We start from the raw sequence: 21,915 nt of genomic DNA, 5'->3' as shown, positions 1-21,915 counted from the left end.
CAGCGGTCGGGTTACGCCTTCAGCGGAACCAGACGTGGAGCGATCATGTTTTCCGGACGCAGGATGTCGTTGAGCATCTCTTCGTCCAGCAGCTTCTCCTCGCGCACCAGTTCCAGCACACCGCGGCCGGTTTCGAGGGCGACGCGGGCGATACGGGTGGCGTTTTCGTAGCCGATGTACGGGTTCAGGGCGGTGACCAGGCCAATCGAGTGCTCGACCAGTTCACGGCAGCGCTGTTCGTTGGCGGTGATGCCGACGATGCAGTGTTCGCGCAGCATGTCCATGGCGCGCTGGAGCAGGCGGATCGAGTCGAAGATCTTGTAGGCGATCAGCGGCTCCATCACGTTCAGCTGCAGCTGGCCACCTTCGGCGGCGACGGTCAGTGCCAGGTCGTTGCCCATGATGGCGAAGGCGACTTGGTTGACGGCTTCCGGGATAACCGGGTTGACCTTGCCTGGCATGATCGAGCTGCCTGGCTGACGCGCTGGCAGGTTGATTTCGTTGATGCCGGTGCGTGGGCCGCTGGACAGCAGGCGCAGGTCGTTGCAGATCTTCGACAGCTTGACCGCAGTACGCTTGAGCATGCCGGAGAACAGCACGAAGGCGCCCATGTCGGAGGTGGCTTCGATCAGGTCGGCAGCCGGTACCAGCGGCTGGCCGCTGATGGTTGCCAGGCGCTGTACGGCGAGCATCTGGTAGCCCGGGTCGGCGTTGATGCCGGTACCGATGGCAGTACCACCCAGGTTGATCTCGGTCAGCAGCTCGGGTGCCAGCGAACGCAGACGGTTGAGGTCTTCGGTCATGGTGGTGGCGAAGGCGCGGAATTCCTGGCCCAAGGTCATCGGCACAGCGTCCTGCAGCTGGGTACGGCCCATCTTCAATACGTGGTCGAACTCTTTACCTTTGGCAGCGAACGCCTGGATCAGGCTGTCGAGGCTGGCCAGCAGCGCGTCGTGACCCAGCAGCAGGCCCAGACGAATAGCGGTAGGGTAGGCGTCGTTGGTCGACTGTGCCATGTTTACATCGTTGTTCGGGTGCAGGTACTGGTACTCACCCTTCTGATGGCCCATGGCCTCCAGCGCGATGTTGGCGATGACTTCGTTGGCGTTCATGTTGGTAGAAGTACCAGCACCGCCTTGAATCATGTCGACCACGAACTGCTCGTGGTAGTCGCCCTTGATCAGCCGTGCGCAGGCTGCGCTGATCGCGGCATGTTTGGCATCGCTCAGGTGCCCCAGCTCACGGTTGGCGTCAGCAGCTGCCTGCTTGACCATCGCCAGGCCGACTACCAGCTTCGGGTAGTGCGACAGCGGAACCCCGGAGAGGTGGAAGTTGTTGGCAGCGCGCAGGGTCTGGATGCCGTAGTAGGCATCAGCAGGAACTTCAAGGGTACCAAGCAGATCTTTTTCGACGCGGAACGATGCAGCGGAGGACATGATGGATATCATCTCGAATTTGACCCGGCACATGCCGGAATGGCGCCAATCCTAGGCCCGAAGCGGATTTTGCGGCCAATGCTGTTGCACGCTAACCTATGCACAAACGGCATAGTGTTTGATGTGACGCCAATTGACAATCGAGCGTGTTCCATTTTGGTGCACGCCGGGAGAGATGCTTCGTGAACCTGGAAAGCAAATGGCTGGAAGACTTCAGTGCCCTGGCCTCCACCCGCAGTTTTTCGCAAGCCGCAGAGCGGCGCTTCGTCACTCAGCCGGCCTTCAGCCGACGTATCCGCAGCCTGGAAGCGGCGTTGGGGCTGACGCTGGTGAATCGTTCCCGCACGCCCATTGAACTGACCGAGTCCGGCCAGCTGTTTCTGGTCACCGCGCGTACAGTTGTCGACCAGTTGAGCGAAGTTCTCCGCCACTTGCATCACCTCGAAGGCGGGCAGGGCGAGGTCATCCAGATCGCGGCGGCTCACTCCCTGGCATCGGGCTTTTTCCCCCGCTGGGTAGCCCAGTTGCGCAACGATGGTTTGAACATCGCCACGCGCCTGGTTGCCACTAACGTCGGAGATGCGGTGCATGCATTACGCGAGGGTGGCTGCGACCTGATGCTGGCATTCTACGACCCGGATGCAGCCCTGCAGATGGACGCCGAGATCTTCCCCTCGCTGCACATGGGCACCACTGAAATGCTGCCGGTATGCGCAGTGGGTGCCGACGGCAAGCCTTTGTTCGACCTCGAAGGCGATAGCAGCGTGCCATTGCTGGCCTACAGCGCTGGCGCGTTTCTGGGCCGATCGGTGAACCTGCTGCTGCGCCAGCGCAACCTGCGCTATACCACCGTCTATGAAACAGCCATGGCCGACAGCTTGAAGAGCATGGCCCTGGAAGGCATGGGCATCGCTTGGGTGCCGCGCCTGTCGATGCGCGGCGAGCTGGACCGTGGCGAACTGGCGATCTGCGGCGGTAGCCAGTGGCATGTGCCACTGGAAATCCGTCTGTACCGCTGTGCGCTGGTGCGCAAGGCCAACGTGCGGCTGCTGTGGCGCAAGCTGGAGACGAGCGCCCAGGGTGAAGGGGCGGTTTGAGGGTTCATGCACAGGGTTGGCGAGAACGCCGGACGCGCTGAAAAGTTGTCTCGCGGGACAGCTTGCCTTTGATCCGCCAATGTGCATGGAGGGCTGGGCGGTTTACCGATGAATACGCTATAATCCCGCGCCTTCGGCCAACCTGGTCGATTCAGAATCCGTATGACAAGCCACGCCGGTCCACCTGCGTGGCTTGTTGCTTTTAGCGCGCCAGAAGGCGCTTGCAGGAGAGGCTCGACGATGAGTGCACTGGTTGGCGTGATCATGGGCTCCAAGTCCGATTGGTCCACCCTTAGCCACACCGCCGATATGCTGGAAAAACTCGGCATTCCCTACGAAGTGAAGGTGGTCTCCGCCCACCGCACCCCGGATCTGCTGTTCCAGTACGCTGAAGAAGCCGAAGGGCGTGGTATCGAGGTGATCATCGCTGGCGCTGGTGGCGCTGCCCACCTGCCAGGCATGTGCGCGGCCAAGACCCACCTGCCGGTGCTGGGCGTGCCGGTGCAGTCGTCGATGCTGTCGGGCGTCGACTCGCTGCTGTCGATCGTGCAGATGCCAGCCGGTGTACCGGTTGCCACCCTGGCCATCGGCCGTGCCGGTGCGGTCAACGCCGCGCTGCTGTCGGCGAGCATCCTCGGCGCCAAGTACCCGCAGTATCACGCGGCGCTCAAGCAGTTCCGCACCGAGCAGACCGACACCGTGCTGGACAATCCAGACCCACGTCAGGCTTGAGGCTGAACCCATGAAGATCGGTGTAATCGGTGGCGGCCAGTTGGGCCGCATGCTGGCCCTGGCGGGCACCCCGCTGGGCATGAATTTCGCCTTCCTCGACCCGGCGCCTGACGCCTGCGCCGCGCCGCTGGGCGATCACCTGCGTGCCGACTATGGCGACCAGGCCCACCTGCGCCAGTTGGCCGACGAAGTTGACCTGGTGACCTTCGAGTTCGAAAGCGTCCCGGCCGAAACCGTGGCCTTCCTCTCGCAGTTCGTTCCGGTCTACCCCAGCGCCGAAGCGCTGCGCATCGCCCGCGACCGCCTGTTCGAGAAGAGCATGTTCCGCGACCTGGGTATTCCGACCCCGGCTTTCGCCGACATCCTCTCGCAGGCCGACCTCGACGCCGCAGTTGCCAGCATCGGTCTGCCAGCCGTGCTCAAGACCCGTACCCTGGGTTATGACGGCAAGGGCCAGAAGGTTCTGCGCACACCTGAAGACGTGGTTGGCACCTTTGCCGAGCTGGGCAGCGTGCCGTGCCTGCTGGAAGGCTTCGTACCGTTCACCGGCGAGGTCTCCCTGGTGGCCGTGCGTGCCCGCGACGGCGAAACGCGCTTCTACCCGCTGGTGCACAATACCCACGACAGCGGCATCCTGCGCCTGTCGGTGGCTAGCCAGGCGCACCCGCTGCAAGCGCTGGCCGAAGACTACGTCGGCCGGGTGCTCAAGCAGCTGGACTACGTGGGCGTGATGGCTTTCGAGTTCTTCGAAGTCGACGGTGGCCTCAAGGCCAACGAAATCGCTCCGCGGGTACACAACTCCGGGCACTGGACCATCGAAGGCGCCGAGTGCAGCCAGTTCGAAAACCACCTGCGCGCCGTTGCCGGCCTGCCGCTGGGTTCCACTGCCAAGGTCGGCGAGAGCGCCATGCTCAACTTCATCGGTGAAGTGCCGGCGGTGGACAAGGTCGTCGCCATCGACGACTGCCACCTGCACCATTACGGCAAGGCCTTCAAGGTCGGGCGCAAGGTCGGCCACGCCACCCTGCGTTGCAGTGATATGGCCACGCTCGAGCGCAAGATTGCCGAAGTAGAGGCTCTGATCAGCAACTGATCGGGCTTTGGATCGAACTTCTGCAAGCGGCTGGCCCTCTGAACATGGCAACGAGCCAAAGCCCGTCTAGGCTTTGGCTTGCTCCATCTTCACTGCAGAGGGAATGCCATGGGTATCATCGGAACCATCTTCATCGGCCTCATCGTCGGCCTGCTGGCCCGCTTCATCAAGCCGGGCGACGACAGCATGGGCTGGATCATGACCATCCTGCTGGGTATTGCCGGCTCCCTGCTCGCCACTTACGGTGGCCAGGCATTGGGGATCTACCAGGCCGGGCAGGCTGCGGGCTTCTTCGGCGCGCTGGTCGGTGCCGTGGTGCTTCTGGTGATCTACGGATTAATCAAGAAACGCTGAATACTGGTTAGAATGCTCGGCAATTCATCCGAGTTGCCGAGCATTTCCATGCGTGCCTTTTTCCTCATTCCCCTGCTTCTGGCCAGCACCCTGGCCCATGCCGAGCTGCCTGAAACCGACTGGCTGGAGCTGATGCCAAAGTCGGACCAGAAAGCCCTCGAGCAAATGCCCGAGATCGACCACAACTCGCCGGAGGCCATGGGTACGTTCACCGACAAGGGTGGCCTGAAGCAGAGCAAGGGTTTGCCGGCGGTGATGTATTCGACCAAGACCGTGGCGGCAATGAACGGCAAGGAAATCCGCTTGGGTGGTTACCCGGTGCCGCTGGAGAGCGATGCCAAGGGCAACAGCACCCTGTTCTTCCTGGTGCCGTACCCTGGCGCCTGCATTCACGTGCCGCCCCCGCCGCCGAACCAGCTGGTGCTGGTGCGCTATGCAAAGGGATTGAAGATCGACGACATCTACACGCCGCTTTGGGTTAGCGGGACGTTGAAGGTGGAGAAGGTCAGCAATGACCTGGCCGATGCGGCCTATGCGCTGGATGCGGGGAAGGTGAGGGTGGTAGAGGACGCTGATCTTTGAGGGTGACTGTACTGGCCCTATCGCCGGCAAGCCGGCTCCCACAAGTTGGACTGCCCCCAAGTACCCCGCAGTGTTCAAGCAGTGCAGTGTACCTGTGGGAGCCGGCTTGCCGGCGATAGGGCCGGTGATATCACTGCAAGGCTCAGATCACTTCACAGCCGATGGCGACCTTCAGCGCAGTGCTCGCCCCTGGCTTCAACTCGACCACATCATCCCAGACATTCGCCGTCTCGATGCACAACATCCGCTGCCAGCCATCATCGGCCATGTCGGGTAGCTCCCTGGCCCGGTCGGTCCAAGGGTTCCAGATTACCGCCGAGCGCGAACCGCTACTGGTCAGGGTAATGCGCCGGTCCCAGTGCGGGTCGACGATGCTCAGCCGAGCAGGGGTATTCAGGTAGATACGGTCGGTCTCACCGGTAAACGCCAGCGCACCCTGCTCCTGCCGCTGTTCCCAGTCCGCCAGGGTCTCGATATAACCCAGCCCTTCGACACCTTCGACCCGTGCCTGGCGTACATCGCTGACGGCAAAGTAACTGTGCAGGGCCTGGCTGATGGTGACTGGGGTGTTGCCCAGGTTGCGGCTGGTCAGGGTCAGCTCAAGTGCATCCCCCATCACTACCGTCAGCCTCAGCTCGACGTCATGCGGCCAGTCCGGCAGATCACCCTGGGCTTCTGGCAGCTCGAATTCGATGCGCAGTGCGCTGCCCGCTTCTTCAATGCCCAGCAACTTCCAGTCACGGGTGCGGGCCAACCCATGGGCGGGGGCCTGCTTGCCAAGGTACATGCCTTGTACGGCTGCCGGGTTGCGCTGCAGGTTACCAAACCACGGCCAGCATACCGGCACGCCCGCGCGCACCGACTTGCCCTGCTGGAAGATGGCCTGGTCGCTCAGCCAAAGCAGCGGCGGCTCGCCGACACGCTGGTAGCTGAGGATCTGCGCACCCTGCTGGGCGATCAGTAGTTCGGCACGGTCGCTGGTAATACGCCAGCAGTTGAGTTCGCCGTGTAGCTCGGTTTCGACCTTGAAGGTAGCCATTGCGCTTGTCTCATTGATTGCCTGTGGGCCTTCGACCCGGTGACGTGCAATGAGTTTAACGCGCGAGTGGCTCAGCGACGAGGCACCGAGCGGGTGCGGCCGCTGCCATCGATGGCAACGAAGACGAACGCTGCTTCGGTGACCTTGCGCCATTCGCTGGAAAGCGGGTCGTCGCTCCACACCTCGACCATCATCTGGATCGAGCTGCGGCCGATTTCCAGGGTCTGGGTATAAAAGGACAGCTGCGCGCCCACGGCTACCGGCACCAGGAACGCCATGCGGTCGATCGCCACCGTGGCCACCCGGCCGCCAGCGACGCGGCTGGCCATGGCCGTGCCGGCGAGGTCCATCTGGGCGACCAGCCAGCCGCCAAAAATGTCGCCGAAACCGTTGGTTTCGCGGGGCAACGCAGTAATCTGCAAGGCCAGATCGCCTTGCGGGATAGGATCTTCTTGTTCGAGCTCAATCATGCGGTGGGGCCTCTGACCCGTGACGCTTTCGTTGGTGTGGCGCAAAGGCCGGGTAAACGATTCAGCTTGAAACATACTACGCCGATTTCGTTTCGCTGGACGGCCATAGGGAAACTCTGCGAAACCGTCTGACAGTAAAGACCGGCGTTTTCGCACAACATCCCAGGTGGGCAGCAACGTTTTCCTACGAGCGGCCAGTATATATAGCCGAACGCCCAGCGACGACCGCACATTCATGAATATCTGTATGGATTTTGTATCGCTTTCAGCACGGCTCGGCAATTTGCTATCTTCGCCTGTCCCAGCAATCCAGAAGCCGCGCGCCAAGCGGCCTGCATGACCTACAAGAGAAGAACGAGCGATGACCTCCGTGCCGAGCAGTATCGATCAGCCCTCGCGGCCGCTGACCCGCAGTGACTACAAGACCCTTTCACTGTCCGCCCTCGGCGGAGCCCTGGAGTTCTACGACTTCATCATTTTCGTGTTCTTCGCCACGGTGGTCGGCAAGCTGTTCTTCCCGCCCGACATGCCCGAATGGCTCCGTTTGATGCAAACCTTCGGCATCTTTGCCGCCGGCTACCTGGCCCGCCCGCTGGGCGGGATCGTCATGGCCCACTTCGGCGACCTGCTCGGGCGCAAGAAGATGTTCACCCTGAGCATCTTCATGATGGCCCTGCCAACGTTGATCATGGGCCTGCTGCCGACCTATGCACAGATCGGCCTGTGGGCGCCGATCCTGCTGTTGCTGATGCGCGTGATTCAGGGGGCGGCGATCGGTGGCGAGGTGCCGGGCGCGTGGGTGTTCGTCTCCGAGCACGTACCGGCACGCAACACTGGCTACGCCTGCGGCACGCTGACGGCGGGCCTGACCTCGGGCATCCTGCTGGGCTCGCTGGTCGCCACGCTGATCAACAGTGTCTTTACCCCCGTTGAGGTGGCGGATTACGCCTGGCGCATCCCGTTCCTGCTGGGAGGCGTATTCGGCCTGTTCTCGGTGTACCTGCGCCGCTGGTTGCACGAAACCCCGGTGTTCGCCGAGATGCAGCAGCGCAAGGCGCTGGCCGAAGAGCTGCCGCTGCGTGCGGTGCTGCGTGACCACCGTGGCGCGATCGTCCTGTCGATGCTGCTGACCTGGCTGCTGTCGGCCGGCATCGTGGTGGTGATCCTGATGACCCCGGCGCTGCTGCAGAGCTTCTACCAGGTCAGCCCCAGCGATTCGCTCAAGGCAAACAGCCTGGCCATCGTCCTGCTCAGCCTCGGCTGCATCGCAGCCGGCCGGCTGGCCGACCGCTTCGGTGCCGGGCGCGTGTTCATCGTTGGCAGCCTGTTGCTGCTGGCCAGCTCCTGGACCTTCTACCACAGCTTGCCGACCCGCCCCGACCTGCTGTTCCCGCTGTATGCGCTGACCGGTTTGTGCGTCGGTATTGTCGGTGCCGTGCCCTACGTGATGGTCAAGGCCTTCCCGCCGGTAGTGCGGTTCAGCGGGTTGTCTTTCTCTTACAACATGGCCTACGCGATCTTCGGCGGGTTGACGCCGATGGTGGTTACCGCGCTGCTCAAGGTTAGCCCGATGGCACCTGCTTATTATGTTGCCGGCCTGTGCGCCGTCGGTCTGATTGTGGGCCTGTACCTGCTCGCGAATAAGCGCTGAAACCTAACTAATTCCGCTCCTGCAACATCTTGAAAGGCCATCCCGGGTTTCCGGTGATGGCCTTTCATCCAATTGTCATATTGAAGTCATATCGTGTTCATGCGGCCTGCAGATACTTGGGCCCGATCCATCCAACACCCCCAATATTCCTGCTAGGAGCAAGGCATGAAACTGAAGCGTTTGATGGCGGCCCTTACCTTCGCCGCCGCTGGCGTAGCAACCGCCAATGCGGTAGCCGCTGTCGACCCAGCAATCCCGACCTACACCAAGACCACCGGTGTTTCGGGCAACCTCTCCAGCGTCGGTTCGGACACCCTCGCCAACCTGATGACTCTGTGGGCCGAGGCCTACAAGAAGGAATATCCAAACGTAAACATCCAGATCCAGGCTGCCGGCTCCTCCACCGCGCCACCCGCGCTGACCGAAGGCACCGCCAACCTCGGCCCGATGAGCCGCAAGATGAAGGACGTCGAGCTGCAGGCGTTCGAGCAGAAGTACGGCTACAAGCCGACTGCCATCCCGGTTGCCGTCGACGCCCTGGCCGTATTCGTGCACAAGGACAACCCGATCAAAGGCCTGACCATGGCCCAGGTCGATGCGATCTTCTCGTCCACCCGCCTGTGCGGCGCCAAGGCCGATGTCAAAACCTGGGGTGACCTGGGCGTGACCGGCGACCTGGCCAACAAGCCAGTGCAGCTGTTCGGCCGTAACTCGGTGTCGGGCACCTACGGCTACTTCAAGGAAGAAGCCCTGTGCAAAGGCGATTTCAAGCCTAACGTCAACGAACAGCCTGGTTCGGCTTCGGTCGTGCAGTCGATCAGCTCCTCGCTGAACGGCATCGGCTACTCGGGCATCGGCTACAAGACCGCCAGCGTCAAGACAGTGGCCCTGGCCAAGAAAGAAGGCGGTGAGTTCATCGAAGACAACGAAGCCAACGCCCTGAACGGTTCGTATCCGCTGTCGCGCTTCCTCTACGTCTACGTCAACAAAGCCCCGAACAAGCCTCTGGCCCCGCTGGACGCCGAGTTCATCAAGCTGGTGCTGTCGCAAGCTGGCCAGCAGGTCGTGGTGAAGGATGGTTACATCCCGCTGCCGGCCAAAGTGGTCGACAAGACCCTGGCTGACCTGGGCCTGTCCCACGCCGGTAACGTTGCAAAGAAGTAAGTAACTGAGGAAGAGGCCGGCACTGCTGCTGGCCTCCTCCACGAATTCTCGGTCCGAAGCCAGGGTTCCTGAGCGGCGGGCTTTTTTGCGTCAATGCACTGTCATGTTTTTGTCATACGGGACCGCTAGGGTGTGCGCATGAATGATCTGGCCAACTCCACAATGACCCAAAATTCCCCTCCCGTGCGGATTGATTTCAATACGCCCGAGTTGCAACGCAAGCGCCGCATGCGCGCTCTCAAGGATCGCCTGACCCGCTGGTATGTACTGGTGGGCGGGCTTGCCGTGCTGGCAGCCATCACCCTGATCTTCTTCTATCTGGCTTACGTGGTGCTGCCGCTGTTCCAGGGCGCCGAGCTGACCAGCAAGAAGGCACTGGAGCCGACCTGGCTGCAGCAGGATGCCGGCAAGCCGCTGATGATCGCCCTTGAAGAGCAGAACCTGGTCGGCATGCGCGTTTCGGACAAGGGTCAGGCACTGTTCTTCGATACCAAGACTGGTAATGAGCTCAAGCGTGTCGACCTGCCGCTGCCAGCAGGCACGCAAGTCAGTTCGATCAGCACCGACCAGCCGGGTAGCCCGATGGTGGTGCTGGGGCTGTCCAACGGTAAGGCGCTGGTGTTCCACCACACCTACAAGATCACTTACCCGGACAACAAGAAGACCATCGCCCCCGGCATCGACTACCCGTACGGCCAGGAGCCCTTCGTGCTCGATGACCAAGGCCGTGCGCTGGAACACGTCAGCGTCAACGTCAACGGCGATACCCTGCTGCTGGCCGGCTCTACCGGTGCGCACCTGCAGGTGCTCGAGCTGACGCGCACCGAGAACATGATGACCGACGAGGTCACCACCGAAGAGAACCGCATCGAACTGCCGCAGATGACCGAGACGGTGAAGAACATCTTCATCGATCCGCGTCAGCAGTGGCTGTACGTGATCAACGGCCGTGCCACCGCAGACGTCTTCAGCCTGCGTGACAAGAGCCTCAACGGCCGCTACAAGCTGTCCGAGAGCGCCGACACCGAGATCACCGCCACCGCGCAACTGGTCGGCGGCATCTCGCTGATCGTGGGTGACTCTAAAGGTGGCCTGGCCCAGTGGTTCATGGCCCGCGACGCGGATGGTGAATCGCGCTTCAAGCAGATCCGCACCTTCCAGATGGGCAAGGCGCCGGTTGTGCAGATCGATGCCGAAGAGCGCCGCAAGGGCTTCATCGCCCTGGACAGCGACGGCAAGCTTGGTGTGTTCCACAGCACTGCACACCGTACGCTGCTGGTGGAGCCGGCTGCCGAAGGGGCTGGCATCCTGGCCCTGTCGCCACGCGCCAACCGCATCATCATCGAAGAAGGTGGCAAGCTGCTGCCGTTGAGCCTGAAGAACCCGCACCCTGAAGTGTCCTTCAGCGCACTGTGGGGCAAGGTCTGGTACGAGAACTACGACGAGCCCAAGTACGTCTGGCAGTCGACCGCTTCGAACACCGACTTCGAGCCCAAGCTGAGCCTGTCGCCACTGACCTTCGGTACCCTCAAGGCCGCGTTCTACGCGATGATCCTGGCGGCACCGCTGGCCATTGCCGCTGCGATCTACACCGCCTATTTCATGGCCCCGGGCATGCGCCGCAAGGTCAAGCCGGTGATCGAACTGATGGAAGCGATGCCGACGGTGATCCTCGGCTTCTTCGCCGGCCTGTTCCTGGCACCGTACCTGGAAGGTCACCTGCCGGGTGTGTTCAGCCTGTTCGTGCTGATGCCGTTCGGCATCCTGCTGGCGGGCTTCATCTGGAGCCGCCTGCCGGAGTCGATCCGCCTGCGTGTGCCGGATGGTTGGGAAGCTGCGATCCTGATCCCGGTGATCCTGTTCACCGGCTGGTTCGCCCTGACCATGAGCCCGTACCTGGAGACCTGGTTCTTTGGCGGTGACATGCGCCTGTGGATCACCAACGACCTGGGTATCACCTACGACCAGCGCAACGCCCTGGTAGTCGGTATCGCCATGGGCTTTGCGGTTATCCCGAACATCTACTCGATCGCCGAAGACGCCGTGTTCAGTGTGCCGCGCAGCCTGACCCTGGGCTCCCTGGCCCTGGGTGCGACGCCGTGGCAGACCCTGACCCGCGTGGTCATCCTGACCGCCAGCCCGGGTATCTTCTCGGCACTGATGATCGGTATGGGCCGTGCAGTGGGCGAGACCATGATCGTGCTGATGGCCACCGGCAACACCCCGGTGATGGAGATGAACCTGTTCGAAGGCATGCGCACCCTGGCCGCCAACGTGGCGGTCGAGATGCCCGAGTCGGAAGTCGGCGGCAGCCATTATCGCGTGCTGTTCCTCGCTGCACTCGTGCTGCTGATGTTCACCTTCGTCATGAACACCTTGGCCGAGCTGATTCGCCAGCGTCTGCGCAAGAAATACTCGTCGCTTTGATAGAAAGGTAGAGATCCGTGAAAAAGGATTCCCTCAAAGGCTGGTTCAAGAGCGGCGCCCCCGGCGTCTGGATCAGCGGTGGCGCGGTGGCCATGGCGGTGATCATGACCGTCGGCCTGCTGGCTGTGATCGCCGTGCGCGGCCTGGGCCACTTCTGGCCGGCCGACCTGGTCCAGGCAACCTACAAGGTGCCGGGCCAGGCTGACCACATCGTGGTCGGTGAAGTGGTACAGAAGGAAGAAGTGCCCCGCGCCCGCCTGAAAGGTGCCGGCTTGCCGGTACCGGACGAAGGCCCGGAGTTCATGACTCGCGAGCTGATCAAGGTGGGTAACCGCGACCTCAACGGCAGCGACTTCACCTGGGTGGTCGGCGACTGGCTGGTCGATGAACAGCACCCGGCCGACCTGATTGCCCTGGAGCGCCGCGAGTGGGGCAACTTCTATGGCTACCTGGTCAGCGTCAAGGAAGAAGGCCGTGTCGTTGCCCAAGGCGCTGATGCCTGGAATGAGCTGCAAGCCCGCCTCAAGCGCGCCAACCAACTCAACGGCGAACTGCAGCAGCTCGAGAAGAAAGACATCGGTGCCATCAACCATGGCCTCGAACGCCTGCGCCTGCACGGTCGCAAGCTGGAGCTGGAAGGCAAGCTGGACGCTGCTGCCCAGGCCGACATGGACGCCGAGCGCGCCGAGCTGAACAGCCGCTACAAGGCCATCGAAGACCGCCTCAGCGGCCTGCACCAGGCGTTCGCCCGCGACAGCCTGGTTGCCCGCGACGGCAACGGCCGCGAAGTGGAGATCAACCTGAGCAAGGTGGTGCATGCCATCCAGCCGAACGGCATGTCCGGGCTGACCAAGATGGGCACCTACTTCGCCAAGGTCTGGGAGTTCCTCAGCGACGACCCGCGTGAAGCCAACACCGAGGGCGGTATCTTCCCGGCGATCTTCGGTACCGTGATGATGACCCTGATCATGGCCGTGATCGTTACACCGTTCGGCGTACTGGCCGCGGTCTACCTGCGTGAATACGCCAGGCAAGGCCCGGTGACCCGCCTGATCCGCATCGCCGTGAACAACCTGGCGGGCGTTCCGGCGATCGTCTACGGCGTGTTCGGCCTGGGCTTCTTCGTCTACGTGCTGGGTGGTTCGATCGACCGGCTGTTCTTCCCTGAATCGCTGCCGGCACCGACCCTGGGTACCCCGGGCCTGCTGTGGGCATCGCTGACCCTGGCGCTGCTGGCGGTGCCGGTGGTGATCGTGGCCACCGAAGAAGGCCTGGCGCGCATCCCACGCACGGTCCGTGAGGGTTCGCTGGCGCTGGGTGCGACCAAGGCCGAGACCCTGTGGAAGATCGTGCTGCCGATGGCCAGCCCGGCGATGATGACCGGCATGATCCTCGCCGTGGCCCGCGCTGCCGGTGAAGTGGCGCCGCTGATGCTGGTGGGTGTCGTGAAGCTGGCGCCGTCGTTGCCGCTGGACGGCAACTACCCGTACCTGCACCTGGACCAGAAGATCATGCACCTGGGCTTCCACATCTACGACGTCGGCTTCCAGAGCCCCAACGTCGAGGCCGCGCGGCCACTGGTGTACGCCACCGCGCTGCTGCTGGTAATGGTAATTGCCACCCTCAACCTCTCGGCGGTGTGGATCCGTAACCACCTGCGCGAGAAGTACAAGGCGCTCGACCACTGAGCCTGATTTGCAAGCGTGCCGCCCGCAGTCGGGCGGCCCTTTGAAACGAATTGATAGCGTATGGAGTTGACCATGCAGCAAGAATCCCACACCCACGGCATCGACATGTCTGCCCTGGGCCGCGACAAGCAGAGCCTGCGCCTGGCCGAAGAAACCGTTGCCATCGAAGTACCGGGCCTGAGCCTGTTCTATGGCGACAAGCAAGCCCTGTTCGACGTCAGCCTGAATATCCCCAAGCAGCGCGTGACCGCTTTCATCGGCCCGTCCGGCTGCGGCAAGTCGACCCTGCTGCGTACCTTCAACCGCATGAACGACCTGGTTGACGGCTGCCGCGTTGAAGGCGCCATCAACCTGTACGGCAACAACATCTACCGCAAGGGCGAGGACGTGGCCGAGCTGCGCCGCCGCGTCGGCATGGTGTTCCAGAAGCCCAACCCGTTCCCCAAGACCATCTACGAGAACGTGGTCTACGGCCTGCGGATCCAGGGCATCAACAAGAAGCGCGTGCTCGACGAGGCCGTCGAGTGGGCCCTGAAGGGCGCCGCCCTGTGGGACGAGGTCAAGGACCGCCTGCACGACTCGGCTCTGGGCCTGTCCGGTGGCCAGCAGCAGCGTCTGGTGATTGCCCGTACCATCGCCGTGGAGCCTGAAGTACTGCTGCTCGACGAACCTTGCTCGGCACTTGACCCGATCTCGACCTTGAAGGTCGAAGAGCTGATCTACGAACTGAAATCCAAGTACACCATCGTTATCGTGACCCACAACATGCAACAGGCGGCCCGTGTTTCGGACTACACCGCCTTCATGTACATGGGCAAACTGGTCGAATTCGGTGATACCGACACCCTGTTCACCAACCCGGCGAAGAAGCAGACCGAAGACTACATCACCGGTCGCTACGGCTAGGCACCTCCCCCCGTGGGAGCGGGGGCCAGGGAACGATACGAACTACTTGAAGCTTGCAGCTTCTTCGCGGAGCGAAACGATGATCAACAAAGAAAGCCTGACGCACCATATTTCCCAACAGTTCAACGCCGAGCTGGAGGAGGTGCGCAGCCACCTTCTGGCCATGGGCGGCCTGGTCGAAAAGCAGGTCAACGACGCGGTCACCGCGCTGATCGAGGCCGACTCGGGTCTGGCCCAGCAGGTGCGTGAAGTCGACGAGCAGATCAACCAGATGGAGCGCAACATCGACGAGGAGTGCGTGCGCATCCTCGCCCGTCGCCAGCCGGCGGCCTCCGACCTGCGGCTGATCATCAGCATCTCCAAGTCGGTGATCGACCTGGAGCGCATTGGTGACGAATCGACCAAGATCGCCCGCCGCGCCATCCAGTTGTGCGAGGAAGGCGAGTCGCCGCGCGGTTACGTCGAGGTGCGCCACATCGGCGACCAGGTACGCAACATGGTGCGTGATGCGCTCGACGCCTTCGCCCGCTTCGACGCCGACCTGGCGCTGTCGGTGGCGCAATACGACAAGACCATCGACCGTGAGTACAAGACCGCTCTGCGCGAGCTGGTGACCTACATGATGGAAGACCCGCGGTCGATCTCGCGGGTGTTGAGCGTCATCTGGGCCCTGCGTTCGCTGGAGCGTATCGGCGACCACGCGCGCAACATCTCGGAGCTGGTGATCTACCTGGTTCGCGGCACCGATGTGCGCCACATGGGCCTCAAGCGCATGAAGGCAGAAGTCCAGGGTACTGCGCTGGATGAGGCCGAAATCGCTAATGTTCCGGCTGAACCGGACGATAAATAAGATTGCTCCCGAGCATCGACGCCCGGCCTTCGCCGGGCGTTTTCGTTTGCGCCAGAGCAGTCAGCAGGCACCCGCGAACGATGCAAAGAAGTCCCGGCGTGGCCCAGGTATTGGCAAATGGCCACCAATCGACGGTAGGCTAGTCCGGGTTCAAGAGGAGTATCGATGAGTAAAGTCAATGTGCTGGTCGTGGATGACGCGCCGTTCATTCGTGATCTGGTAAGGAAGTGCCTGCGTAATGCCTTCCCCGGCATGGTCATCGAAGACGCGGTCAACGGCCGCAAGGCCATGACCCTGTTGGGCAAAGAGCAGTTCGACCTGGTGCTGTGCGACTGGGAGATGCCGGAAATGTCCGGCCTGGAACTGCTCACCTGGTGCCGTCAGCAGCCAGAGATGAAGAGCCTGCAGTTCATCATGGTGACCAGCCGTGGCGACAAGGAGAACGTGATTCAGGCCATCCAGGCCGGCGTGTCCGACTTCGTCGGCAAGCCGTTCACCAATGAGCAGCTGCTGACCAAGGTAAAAAAGGCCCTGACCAGGATCGGCAAGCTCGACAGCCTGATGGCAGGCGGCCCGGCGCGGGTCAACTCGGCCTTTGCCAACGATTCCTTGAGCGCGCTGACTGGCGGCAAGCCTGAAGCGGTCAAGGTTGCGGCACCTGCAGCGGCCAAACCGTTGATCAACGCTCCGCAGCCGCAGACTGCAGCTGCTGCTGCACAGTCCGGCCGTGGCCAGGGCCAGTTGCGCCTGTCCAGCGGCACCCAGCCTTGTGTCATCAAGGCCCTGAGCCTCAAGGAGGCGCTGCTGGTGGTGCGTCGCAGTGCCAACCTGCCACAGGTGCTGGAAGGGGCGGTGCTTGACCTGGAGCAGGGCGAGAGCGCCGAGGTGGCGCGGTTGAATGGTTACCTGCATGCCGTGGCAGCGCTGGAGCCTAAGCCTGACAGCGACTGGTTGCAGCTGACGTTCAAGTTCGTCGATCAGGATGCGCAGAAGCTCGATTACCTGTCGCGGCTGATCGCCCGTGGTACGGCGCAGAAGCATTTCACCCCCGGCGCCTGATCTGGCCTTCCGGGGATCCTGTAGGAGCGGCTTCAGCCGCGAACACCGGCGAAGCCGGTGCCATTCACCGCGGCGCCTGCTTCGCGGCTGAAGCCGCTCCTACAGGGTATGCGGTGCGCTTGCGGGCCTGAAGTCTGTGGCTACCCTGTGGGAGCCGGCATCCGACCAACTGTCATACCGCTCCGCAAATCCCGCTGCTAGGCTTCGACAGAACATCACCTGTCAAAAAGCCACTATCATGCCCGCCATCGCCCGCTTGCTGCTTTTGTGTGCCTTGCTTTCGGCCTCGGCGTCGAGTTTGGGCATGACCATCTACAAGACCACCGACAATTTCGGCGTGGCTTCCTACTCCGAGCGGCCCAGCCCAGGCGCAAAAGCCTTCGAGCTGCGCGAGCCGATGTTCGAGCGGTTGGACCGCCAGGTGCGCCTGCAGACCGAGCCGTTCCCCGGCGGTGTTCGCTTCGTGGTGCGTAACGAGCTTTACGTGCCCATGCAGGTCGAGCTGCGCATCGACCAGCTGGCCAATGCCTTCGGCGGCAATGGCCCGCGGCTGATACGTGCCGTGGTCGGGCCGCGCTCTACCAAGGTGCTCAGCTCGGTGCTGGCGGCGCCCGGCGGGCCGCTGAAGTATGCCAGCAACTTTCAATACGCCATGGGCGACCCTGGCCAGCGTTCGCAGGCCTATCGCTACCCCTTCCCGTGGAAAGGCGGGCCGTTCCGGCTCAGCCAGGGGCCCAACGGCCGCTTCAGCCATTTCGGCCCCAAGGGCCGTTACGCCATGGACATCGCCATGCCGGAAGGCACACCGATCATTGCGGCGCGGGGCGGGATGGTGGTGAAAGTCGAGAACAACCAGACCGGGCGAGGCACCAACCCCTCAGGCAATTTCGTGCGCATTCTGCACCCGGACGGCACCATGGGCGTGTACCTGCACCTGATGCGCGGTTCGGTAGTGGTAACCGAGGGGCAGCAGGTGGCGTTGGGGCAGGCGCTGGCGAAGTCGGGCAATACCGGCAACAGCAGCGGGCCACACCTGCACTTCGTGGTGCAGCGCAACGTCGGGCTGGCGCTGGAGTCGATACCCTTTCAGTTCGACCGGCCGATCGGCGGGCTGCCGGACTTCACGGCCGGCAACCCTTGAGGATACTTGCTCGTGTGTGATTTATAAGCTACAAGTGCTGTATGAAGAGCATCAAACAAACTGCCACCTACAGGAATTGGGAACGCAAGCTTCGGGACAAGCGGGCAAGGGCTATCATCGCCGCACGTATTTTTCGTCTGGCGCATGGATTGCTAGGTGATGTTCAGCCTGTGGGTCAAGGCATTAGTGAACTGCGTATCCACCACGGCCCCGGTTACCGCGTGTATTTCCAGCAGCGTGGACATCAGCTGGTATTGTTGTTGTGTGGTGGAGACAAGAGCAGCCAGGCACGCGATATCGAGACAGCGAAAACCCTGGCCAGCCAGTGGAGTGACGACGAATGAAAGAACAGTTCTATGACTATGATCCAGCCGAAGCGCTGACGGACGCAGAATCAATCGCCGTGTTTATGGAAGACGCTTTCGAAACGGGTGATGCAGCCTACATCGCGCAGGCTCTTGGTGTGGTCGCTCGCGCTAAGGGAATGTCGGCCATAGCGAATGAGGCAGGCGTTTCCCGGGAGCACCTCTACCGTTCGTTCTCGGAAAAGGGCAACCCCACCTTGAAAACAATGCTGGCGGTGATGCGAGCCGTTGGTTTGGACCTGACGACCCGCAAGCACATAAAACCTGCAAACTGACCAGCATTATCCATGGGGCCGCGATGCGGCCCGGTTGCGTCAATCGAGCTTGAGCACCTTGGCCAGCACGATCTTCGGCCCTTTCATCTTCTTGATGATGATGCGCAGGCCCTCGACCTCCAGCACTTCCTCTTCTTCAGGCACGCGCTTGAGGGTCTCGTAAATCAGCCCGGCCAGGGTTTCCGCCTCGATGTGGTCAAGGTCGATGCCTAGCAGGCGCTCGACCTTGAACAGCGGCGTGTCGCCACGCACCAGCAGCTTGCCCGGCTGGTAGGCGAGGATGCCGCGCTCGGTCTTGCGGTGCTCGTCCTGAATGTCACCCACCAGCACTTCCAGCACGTCTTCCATGGTCAGGTAACCGATCACCTTGCCATCGGCTTCCTCGACCAGCACGAAGTGCGCGCCACCCTTGCGGAACTGCTCCAGCAACTGCGACAGCGGCATATGCCGCGACACGCGCTCCAGCGGACGGGCCAGGTCTTCGAGGTCGACGGTTTCCGGCAGGTGTTCCAGCTCGGCCAGCTCCAGCAGCAGGTCCTTGATGTGCAGAAGCCCGGTGAACTCTTCACGCTCGGCGTCGTACAGCGGGTAGCGGCTGAACTTGTGGCGGCGCACCAAGGCGAGGATTTCCTTGAGCGGTGCATGGGCGTCGATGCTGACCATATCCTCACGGGAGTTGGCCCAGTCGACCACCTCCAGCTCGCCCATTTCCACGGCCGAGGCCAGCACACGCATGCCCTGGTCGCTTGGGTCCTGGCCTCGGCTGGAGTGCAGGATCAGCTTGAGCTCTTCGCGGCTGTAATGGTGCTCGTGGTGCGGGCCTGGCTCGCCCTGGCCGGCAATGCGCAGGATGGTGTTGGCGCTGGCGTTGAGCAGGTAGATGGCCGGGTACATCAACCAGTAGAACAGGTACAGCGGCACGGCCGTCCACAGCGACAGCAGCTCGGGCTTGCGGATCGCCCAGGACTTGGGCGCCAGCTCGCCGACCACGATGTGCAGGTACGAGATGACGAAGAAGGCGACGAAGAACGACACGGCCTTGATCAGTTCGGGGGTATCGACCCCGAAATAGGCCAGCAGTGGTTCGAGCAGGTGGGCGAATGCCGGTTCACCGACCCAGCCAAGGCCCAGCGAGGCGAGGGTGATGCCCAGCTGGCAGGCCGACAGGTAGGCGTCGAGCTGGTTGTGTACCTTGCGCAGGATGCTGCCGCGCCAGCCGTGCTGTTCGGCGATGGACTCGACGCGCGTGGAGCGCAGCTTGACCATGGCGAACTCGGCGGCAACGAAGAAGCCGTTGAGCAGCACCAGGAACAAGGCAAAAAGGATCATGCCGAAATCGGCGAAGAGCGAGGTGAGGCTGATACCAGGGGAAGGGTCCATGATGGAGTTTTTACGGGGTCCGTCTTAGAAAAGGTAGAAAGAAAAGTGCCAGCGTTTGCTGGCACAGGGGATCCAATGTAGCGGCTGGGGCGACAAAAGCAAAGTGGCCCTTGGCATCAACCCTTGTCGTTGGCCAATTGTGCCAGTGGGAAGTGACAGGTGAACGTGCTGCCATGGCCTGGCACGCTGCTGATCTCCAGGCGCCCGCGGTGGCGCATCAGCACATGCTTGACGATCGCCAGCCCCAGCCCGGTACCCCCGGTATTGGAGGCTCGGCTGGAGTCGACGCGGTAGAAGCGTTCGGTCAGGCGTGGCAGGTGTTTGGCATCGATACCAACCCCCGAGTCCTGCACCGACAGGTGGGCGCCCTGTTCGTCGGCCCACCAGCGGATGCGGATGCTGCCGGCGTCCTGGGTGTATTTCACCGCATTGAACACCAGGTTGGAGAACGCGCTGCGCAGTTCCGACTCGCTGCCCTTCAAACGCAGGCCGGGCGAGGTCTCCAGGGTAATGCGCTGGTTGCGGGGGCCGGACAGCGCCTGGGCGTCGTTGTTGATCGCGGCCAGCAACGCATCGACCGGCACCGGCTGGTTGTCCGAGGGGTAGTCGGTGGCTTCCAGCTTGGCCAGCAGCAGCAGGTCGTTGAGCAGCGTTTGCATGCGCGAACCTTGCTGGCTCATCTGCTGCAGCGCCCGGCTCCACCGCGGGTTCACGTCCTCGACGTTATCCAGCAGGGTTTCCAGGTAGCCGCTGATCACCGTCAGCGGCGTACGCAGCTCGTGCGAGACGTTGGCCACGAAGTCCTTGCGCATCTGCTCGAGCTGATGGATGCGGGTGACATCGCGCACCAGCATCAGATGCTCGTTGTTGCCATAGCGGGTGAGGTGCAGCTGCACCCGCATGCGGTCATTGATCGGGGAGGGGATTTCCAGCGGTTCGGCGTAGTTTTCCGACTCGAAGTATTCCTTGAAGCGTGGGTGGCGCACCAGGTTGGTGACCGGCTGGCCGCCATCCTGTGGGGTCTTGAAGCCCAGCAGGGTTTCGGCTGCGCGGTTCCACCACTCCAGGTTACCGTCGCTGTCGAGCATGATCACCGCGTCACGCAGGGCGGCGGTGGACTCCTGCACCCGGTCGATCACCGCCTGCAAGCGGCCGCGTACGCGCTGGTCGCGGCGCTGCAGGTGGTAGATGCTGTCGAATACCTCGCCCCACAGGCCATAGCCATCGGGCGGTGCTTCATCGGGCTTGTGGTTGCGCAGCCAGTCGTGCAGGCGCAGCAGCTGTTTGAGGGTCCAACCCAGGTAGAAGCCCAGGCCGATGGCCAGGCTCCAGCCGTAATAGCCGCTGACCAGGCCGCCAATCAGGCAGACGGTGATCAGCAGCAACAAGTGGCGAATCAGGGTCGCGTGCCAGTTCTGGTTCAATTGACGGTCCTTGTACAACGACGTGCAGGCTTGCGCTCAGGTGCTCGATCAGCTTTTGGTCGAGAAGCGGTAGCCAGTGCCCCGGACGGTTTGTACCAGATTTTCATACGCCTCACCCAGCGCCTTGCGCAGGCGACGGATGTGCACGTCGACCGTGCGCTCCTCGACGTAGACGTTGCCGCCCCAAACCTGGTCGAGCAACTGGCCGCGGGTGTAGGCGCGCTCCTGGTGGGTCATGAAGAACTGCAGCAGGCGGTATTCGGTGGGGCCCATTTCGGCCGGTTTGCCGTCGATGGTCACGCGGTGGCTGATCGGATCGAGCAGCAGGCCACCGACTTCGATCGGCGCTTCGCTGTCGCTGGGGCCGGTGCGGCGCAGCACGGCCTTCAGGCGCGCTACCAGCTCGCGTGGCGAAAACGGCTTGGTGATGTAGTCATCGGCACCGACTTCCAGGCCTTGGATCTTGTTGTCCTCTTCACCCTTGGCGGTCAGCATGATGATCGGAATATCACCGGTCAGCTCATCGCGCTTGAGGCGGCGGGCCAGTTCGATGCCGGAGGTGCCGGGCAGCATCCAGTCGAGCAGGATCAGGTCAGGCTTGCGGTCGACGATGATCGCATGGGCCTGCTGCGAGTTCTCGGCTTCCAGGCAGTCATAGCCGGCCATTTCCAGGGCAACGGCGATCATCTCGCGAATAGGTGCTTCGTCGTCGACGATCAGAATGTTTCTGCCAACCATGCTCTAAACCTCTCCTGGAATATCGTGTCTGGCCCGCATTAGAT

At 62.4% G+C, this 21,915-nt stretch carries 21 protein-coding genes; 15 read left to right on the top strand and 6 right to left on the bottom strand.

Annotated features, from left to right (window positions below):
• Positions 1-11: 11 nt before the first annotated feature.
• Entirely contained in the window at positions 12-1,436 is a 1,425-nt protein-coding gene (aspA, locus tag ACNQPL_RS04440; RefSeq protein ID WP_041168153.1) for an aspartate ammonia-lyase, read from the bottom strand.
• A gap of 182 nt (positions 1,437-1,618) precedes the next feature.
• On the opposite strand from aspA, the gene ACNQPL_RS04435 reads away from it, so the two are divergent.
• The 5 genes from ACNQPL_RS04435 to ACNQPL_RS04415 all read left to right on the top strand — a co-directional run bounded on the left by ACNQPL_RS04435 (position 1,619) and on the right by ACNQPL_RS04415 (position 5,294).
• Positions 1,619-2,533: a LysR substrate-binding domain-containing protein gene (locus ACNQPL_RS04435; RefSeq protein ID WP_416466083.1), complete on the top strand. Its 915-nt coding sequence runs from the start codon at positions 1,619-1,621 to the stop codon at positions 2,531-2,533.
• A 240-nt stretch (positions 2,534-2,773) separates the two neighbouring features.
• Positions 2,774-3,265, top strand: coding sequence for a 5-(carboxyamino)imidazole ribonucleotide mutase (purE, locus tag ACNQPL_RS04430; protein ID WP_003253304.1), 492 nt, complete (start codon positions 2,774-2,776; stop codon positions 3,263-3,265).
• Between the two features lie 10 nt (positions 3,266-3,275).
• Positions 3,276-4,358, top strand: a complete 1,083-nt coding sequence (locus tag ACNQPL_RS04425; protein ID WP_346612694.1) for a 5-(carboxyamino)imidazole ribonucleotide synthase — start codon at positions 3,276-3,278, stop codon at positions 4,356-4,358.
• Between the two features lie 108 nt (positions 4,359-4,466).
• The gene (locus tag ACNQPL_RS04420) at positions 4,467-4,712 is read left to right on the top strand and encodes a GlsB/YeaQ/YmgE family stress response membrane protein (RefSeq protein ID WP_027592121.1); all 246 of its coding nucleotides are present in this window, start codon (positions 4,467-4,469) and stop codon (positions 4,710-4,712) included.
• 48 nt (positions 4,713-4,760) lie between these two features.
• Complete coding sequence (locus ACNQPL_RS04415) at positions 4,761-5,294, top strand: DUF3299 domain-containing protein (protein ID WP_346612693.1); 534 nt, start codon at positions 4,761-4,763, stop codon at positions 5,292-5,294.
• A gap of 142 nt (positions 5,295-5,436) precedes the next feature.
• Here ACNQPL_RS04415 and ACNQPL_RS04410 read toward each other — a convergent pair whose 3' ends face one another.
• Positions 5,437-6,333 (bottom strand): D-hexose-6-phosphate mutarotase, encoded by an 897-nt coding sequence (locus tag ACNQPL_RS04410; RefSeq protein ID WP_416466082.1) that lies wholly within the window; start codon positions 6,331-6,333, stop codon positions 5,437-5,439.
• Between the two features lie 71 nt (positions 6,334-6,404).
• On the bottom strand, positions 6,405-6,803 hold the full coding sequence (locus ACNQPL_RS04405) for an acyl-CoA thioesterase (protein WP_012274860.1): 399 nt from the start codon (positions 6,801-6,803) through the stop codon (positions 6,405-6,407).
• Positions 6,804-7,164: 361 nt separating this feature from the next.
• Between ACNQPL_RS04405 and ACNQPL_RS04400 the strand changes: the two genes are divergently transcribed.
• From ACNQPL_RS04400 to ACNQPL_RS04355, 10 genes are all read left to right on the top strand, one after another.
• Entirely contained in the window at positions 7,165-8,454 is a 1,290-nt protein-coding gene (locus ACNQPL_RS04400) for an MFS transporter (RefSeq protein WP_416466081.1), read from the top strand.
• Positions 8,455-8,619: 165 nt separating this feature from the next.
• Positions 8,620-9,618 (top strand): phosphate ABC transporter substrate-binding protein PstS, encoded by a 999-nt coding sequence (locus tag ACNQPL_RS04395; protein ID WP_346612682.1) that lies wholly within the window; start codon positions 8,620-8,622, stop codon positions 9,616-9,618.
• 138 nt (positions 9,619-9,756) lie between these two features.
• On the top strand, positions 9,757-12,045 hold the full coding sequence (locus ACNQPL_RS04390) for a phosphate ABC transporter permease (protein ID WP_416466080.1): 2,289 nt from the start codon (positions 9,757-9,759) through the stop codon (positions 12,043-12,045).
• Between the two features lie 17 nt (positions 12,046-12,062).
• On the top strand, positions 12,063-13,733 hold the full coding sequence (gene pstA, locus ACNQPL_RS04385; RefSeq protein WP_346612680.1) for a phosphate ABC transporter permease PstA: 1,671 nt from the start codon (positions 12,063-12,065) through the stop codon (positions 13,731-13,733).
• A gap of 72 nt (positions 13,734-13,805) precedes the next feature.
• Complete coding sequence (pstB, locus tag ACNQPL_RS04380) at positions 13,806-14,639, top strand: phosphate ABC transporter ATP-binding protein PstB (protein ID WP_346612679.1); 834 nt, start codon at positions 13,806-13,808, stop codon at positions 14,637-14,639.
• 79 nt (positions 14,640-14,718) lie between these two features.
• Positions 14,719-15,489, top strand: a complete 771-nt coding sequence (phoU, locus tag ACNQPL_RS04375; protein WP_346612678.1) for a phosphate signaling complex protein PhoU — start codon at positions 14,719-14,721, stop codon at positions 15,487-15,489.
• A 165-nt stretch (positions 15,490-15,654) separates the two neighbouring features.
• On the top strand, positions 15,655-16,548 hold the full coding sequence (locus tag ACNQPL_RS04370) for a response regulator (protein WP_346612677.1): 894 nt from the start codon (positions 15,655-15,657) through the stop codon (positions 16,546-16,548).
• A 238-nt stretch (positions 16,549-16,786) separates the two neighbouring features.
• Complete coding sequence (locus ACNQPL_RS04365) at positions 16,787-17,689, top strand: M23 family metallopeptidase (RefSeq protein ID WP_416466079.1); 903 nt, start codon at positions 16,787-16,789, stop codon at positions 17,687-17,689.
• A gap of 41 nt (positions 17,690-17,730) precedes the next feature.
• Entirely contained in the window at positions 17,731-18,033 is a 303-nt protein-coding gene (locus ACNQPL_RS04360; RefSeq protein WP_416466078.1) for a type II toxin-antitoxin system RelE/ParE family toxin, read from the top strand.
• Positions 18,030-18,329: an addiction module antidote protein gene (locus tag ACNQPL_RS04355; protein WP_416466077.1), complete on the top strand. Its 300-nt coding sequence runs from the start codon at positions 18,030-18,032 to the stop codon at positions 18,327-18,329. The genes ACNQPL_RS04360 and ACNQPL_RS04355 overlap by 4 nt, the downstream gene beginning before the upstream one ends.
• Positions 18,330-18,368: 39 nt before the next feature.
• Here ACNQPL_RS04355 and ACNQPL_RS04350 read toward each other — a convergent pair whose 3' ends face one another.
• The 3 genes from ACNQPL_RS04350 to phoB all read right to left on the bottom strand — a co-directional run bounded on the left by ACNQPL_RS04350 (position 18,369) and on the right by phoB (position 21,871).
• Positions 18,369-19,709, bottom strand: coding sequence for a hemolysin family protein (locus ACNQPL_RS04350; protein WP_346612673.1), 1,341 nt, complete (start codon positions 19,707-19,709; stop codon positions 18,369-18,371).
• Positions 19,710-19,825: 116 nt separating this feature from the next.
• Positions 19,826-21,133 (bottom strand): phosphate regulon sensor histidine kinase PhoR, encoded by a 1,308-nt coding sequence (phoR, locus tag ACNQPL_RS04345; protein ID WP_346612672.1) that lies wholly within the window; start codon positions 21,131-21,133, stop codon positions 19,826-19,828.
• Positions 21,134-21,181: 48 nt separating this feature from the next.
• Positions 21,182-21,871: a phosphate regulon transcriptional regulator PhoB gene (gene phoB / locus ACNQPL_RS04340; RefSeq protein ID WP_003253341.1), complete on the bottom strand. Its 690-nt coding sequence runs from the start codon at positions 21,869-21,871 to the stop codon at positions 21,182-21,184.
• Positions 21,872-21,915 lie beyond the last annotated feature (44 nt).

The sequence above is a fragment of the Pseudomonas sp. LFS044 genome (assembly GCF_047978245.1).
GTDB lineage: Bacteria > Pseudomonadota > Gammaproteobacteria > Pseudomonadales > Pseudomonadaceae > Aquipseudomonas.
This window is presented reverse-complemented; position numbering and strand designations above follow the sequence as displayed.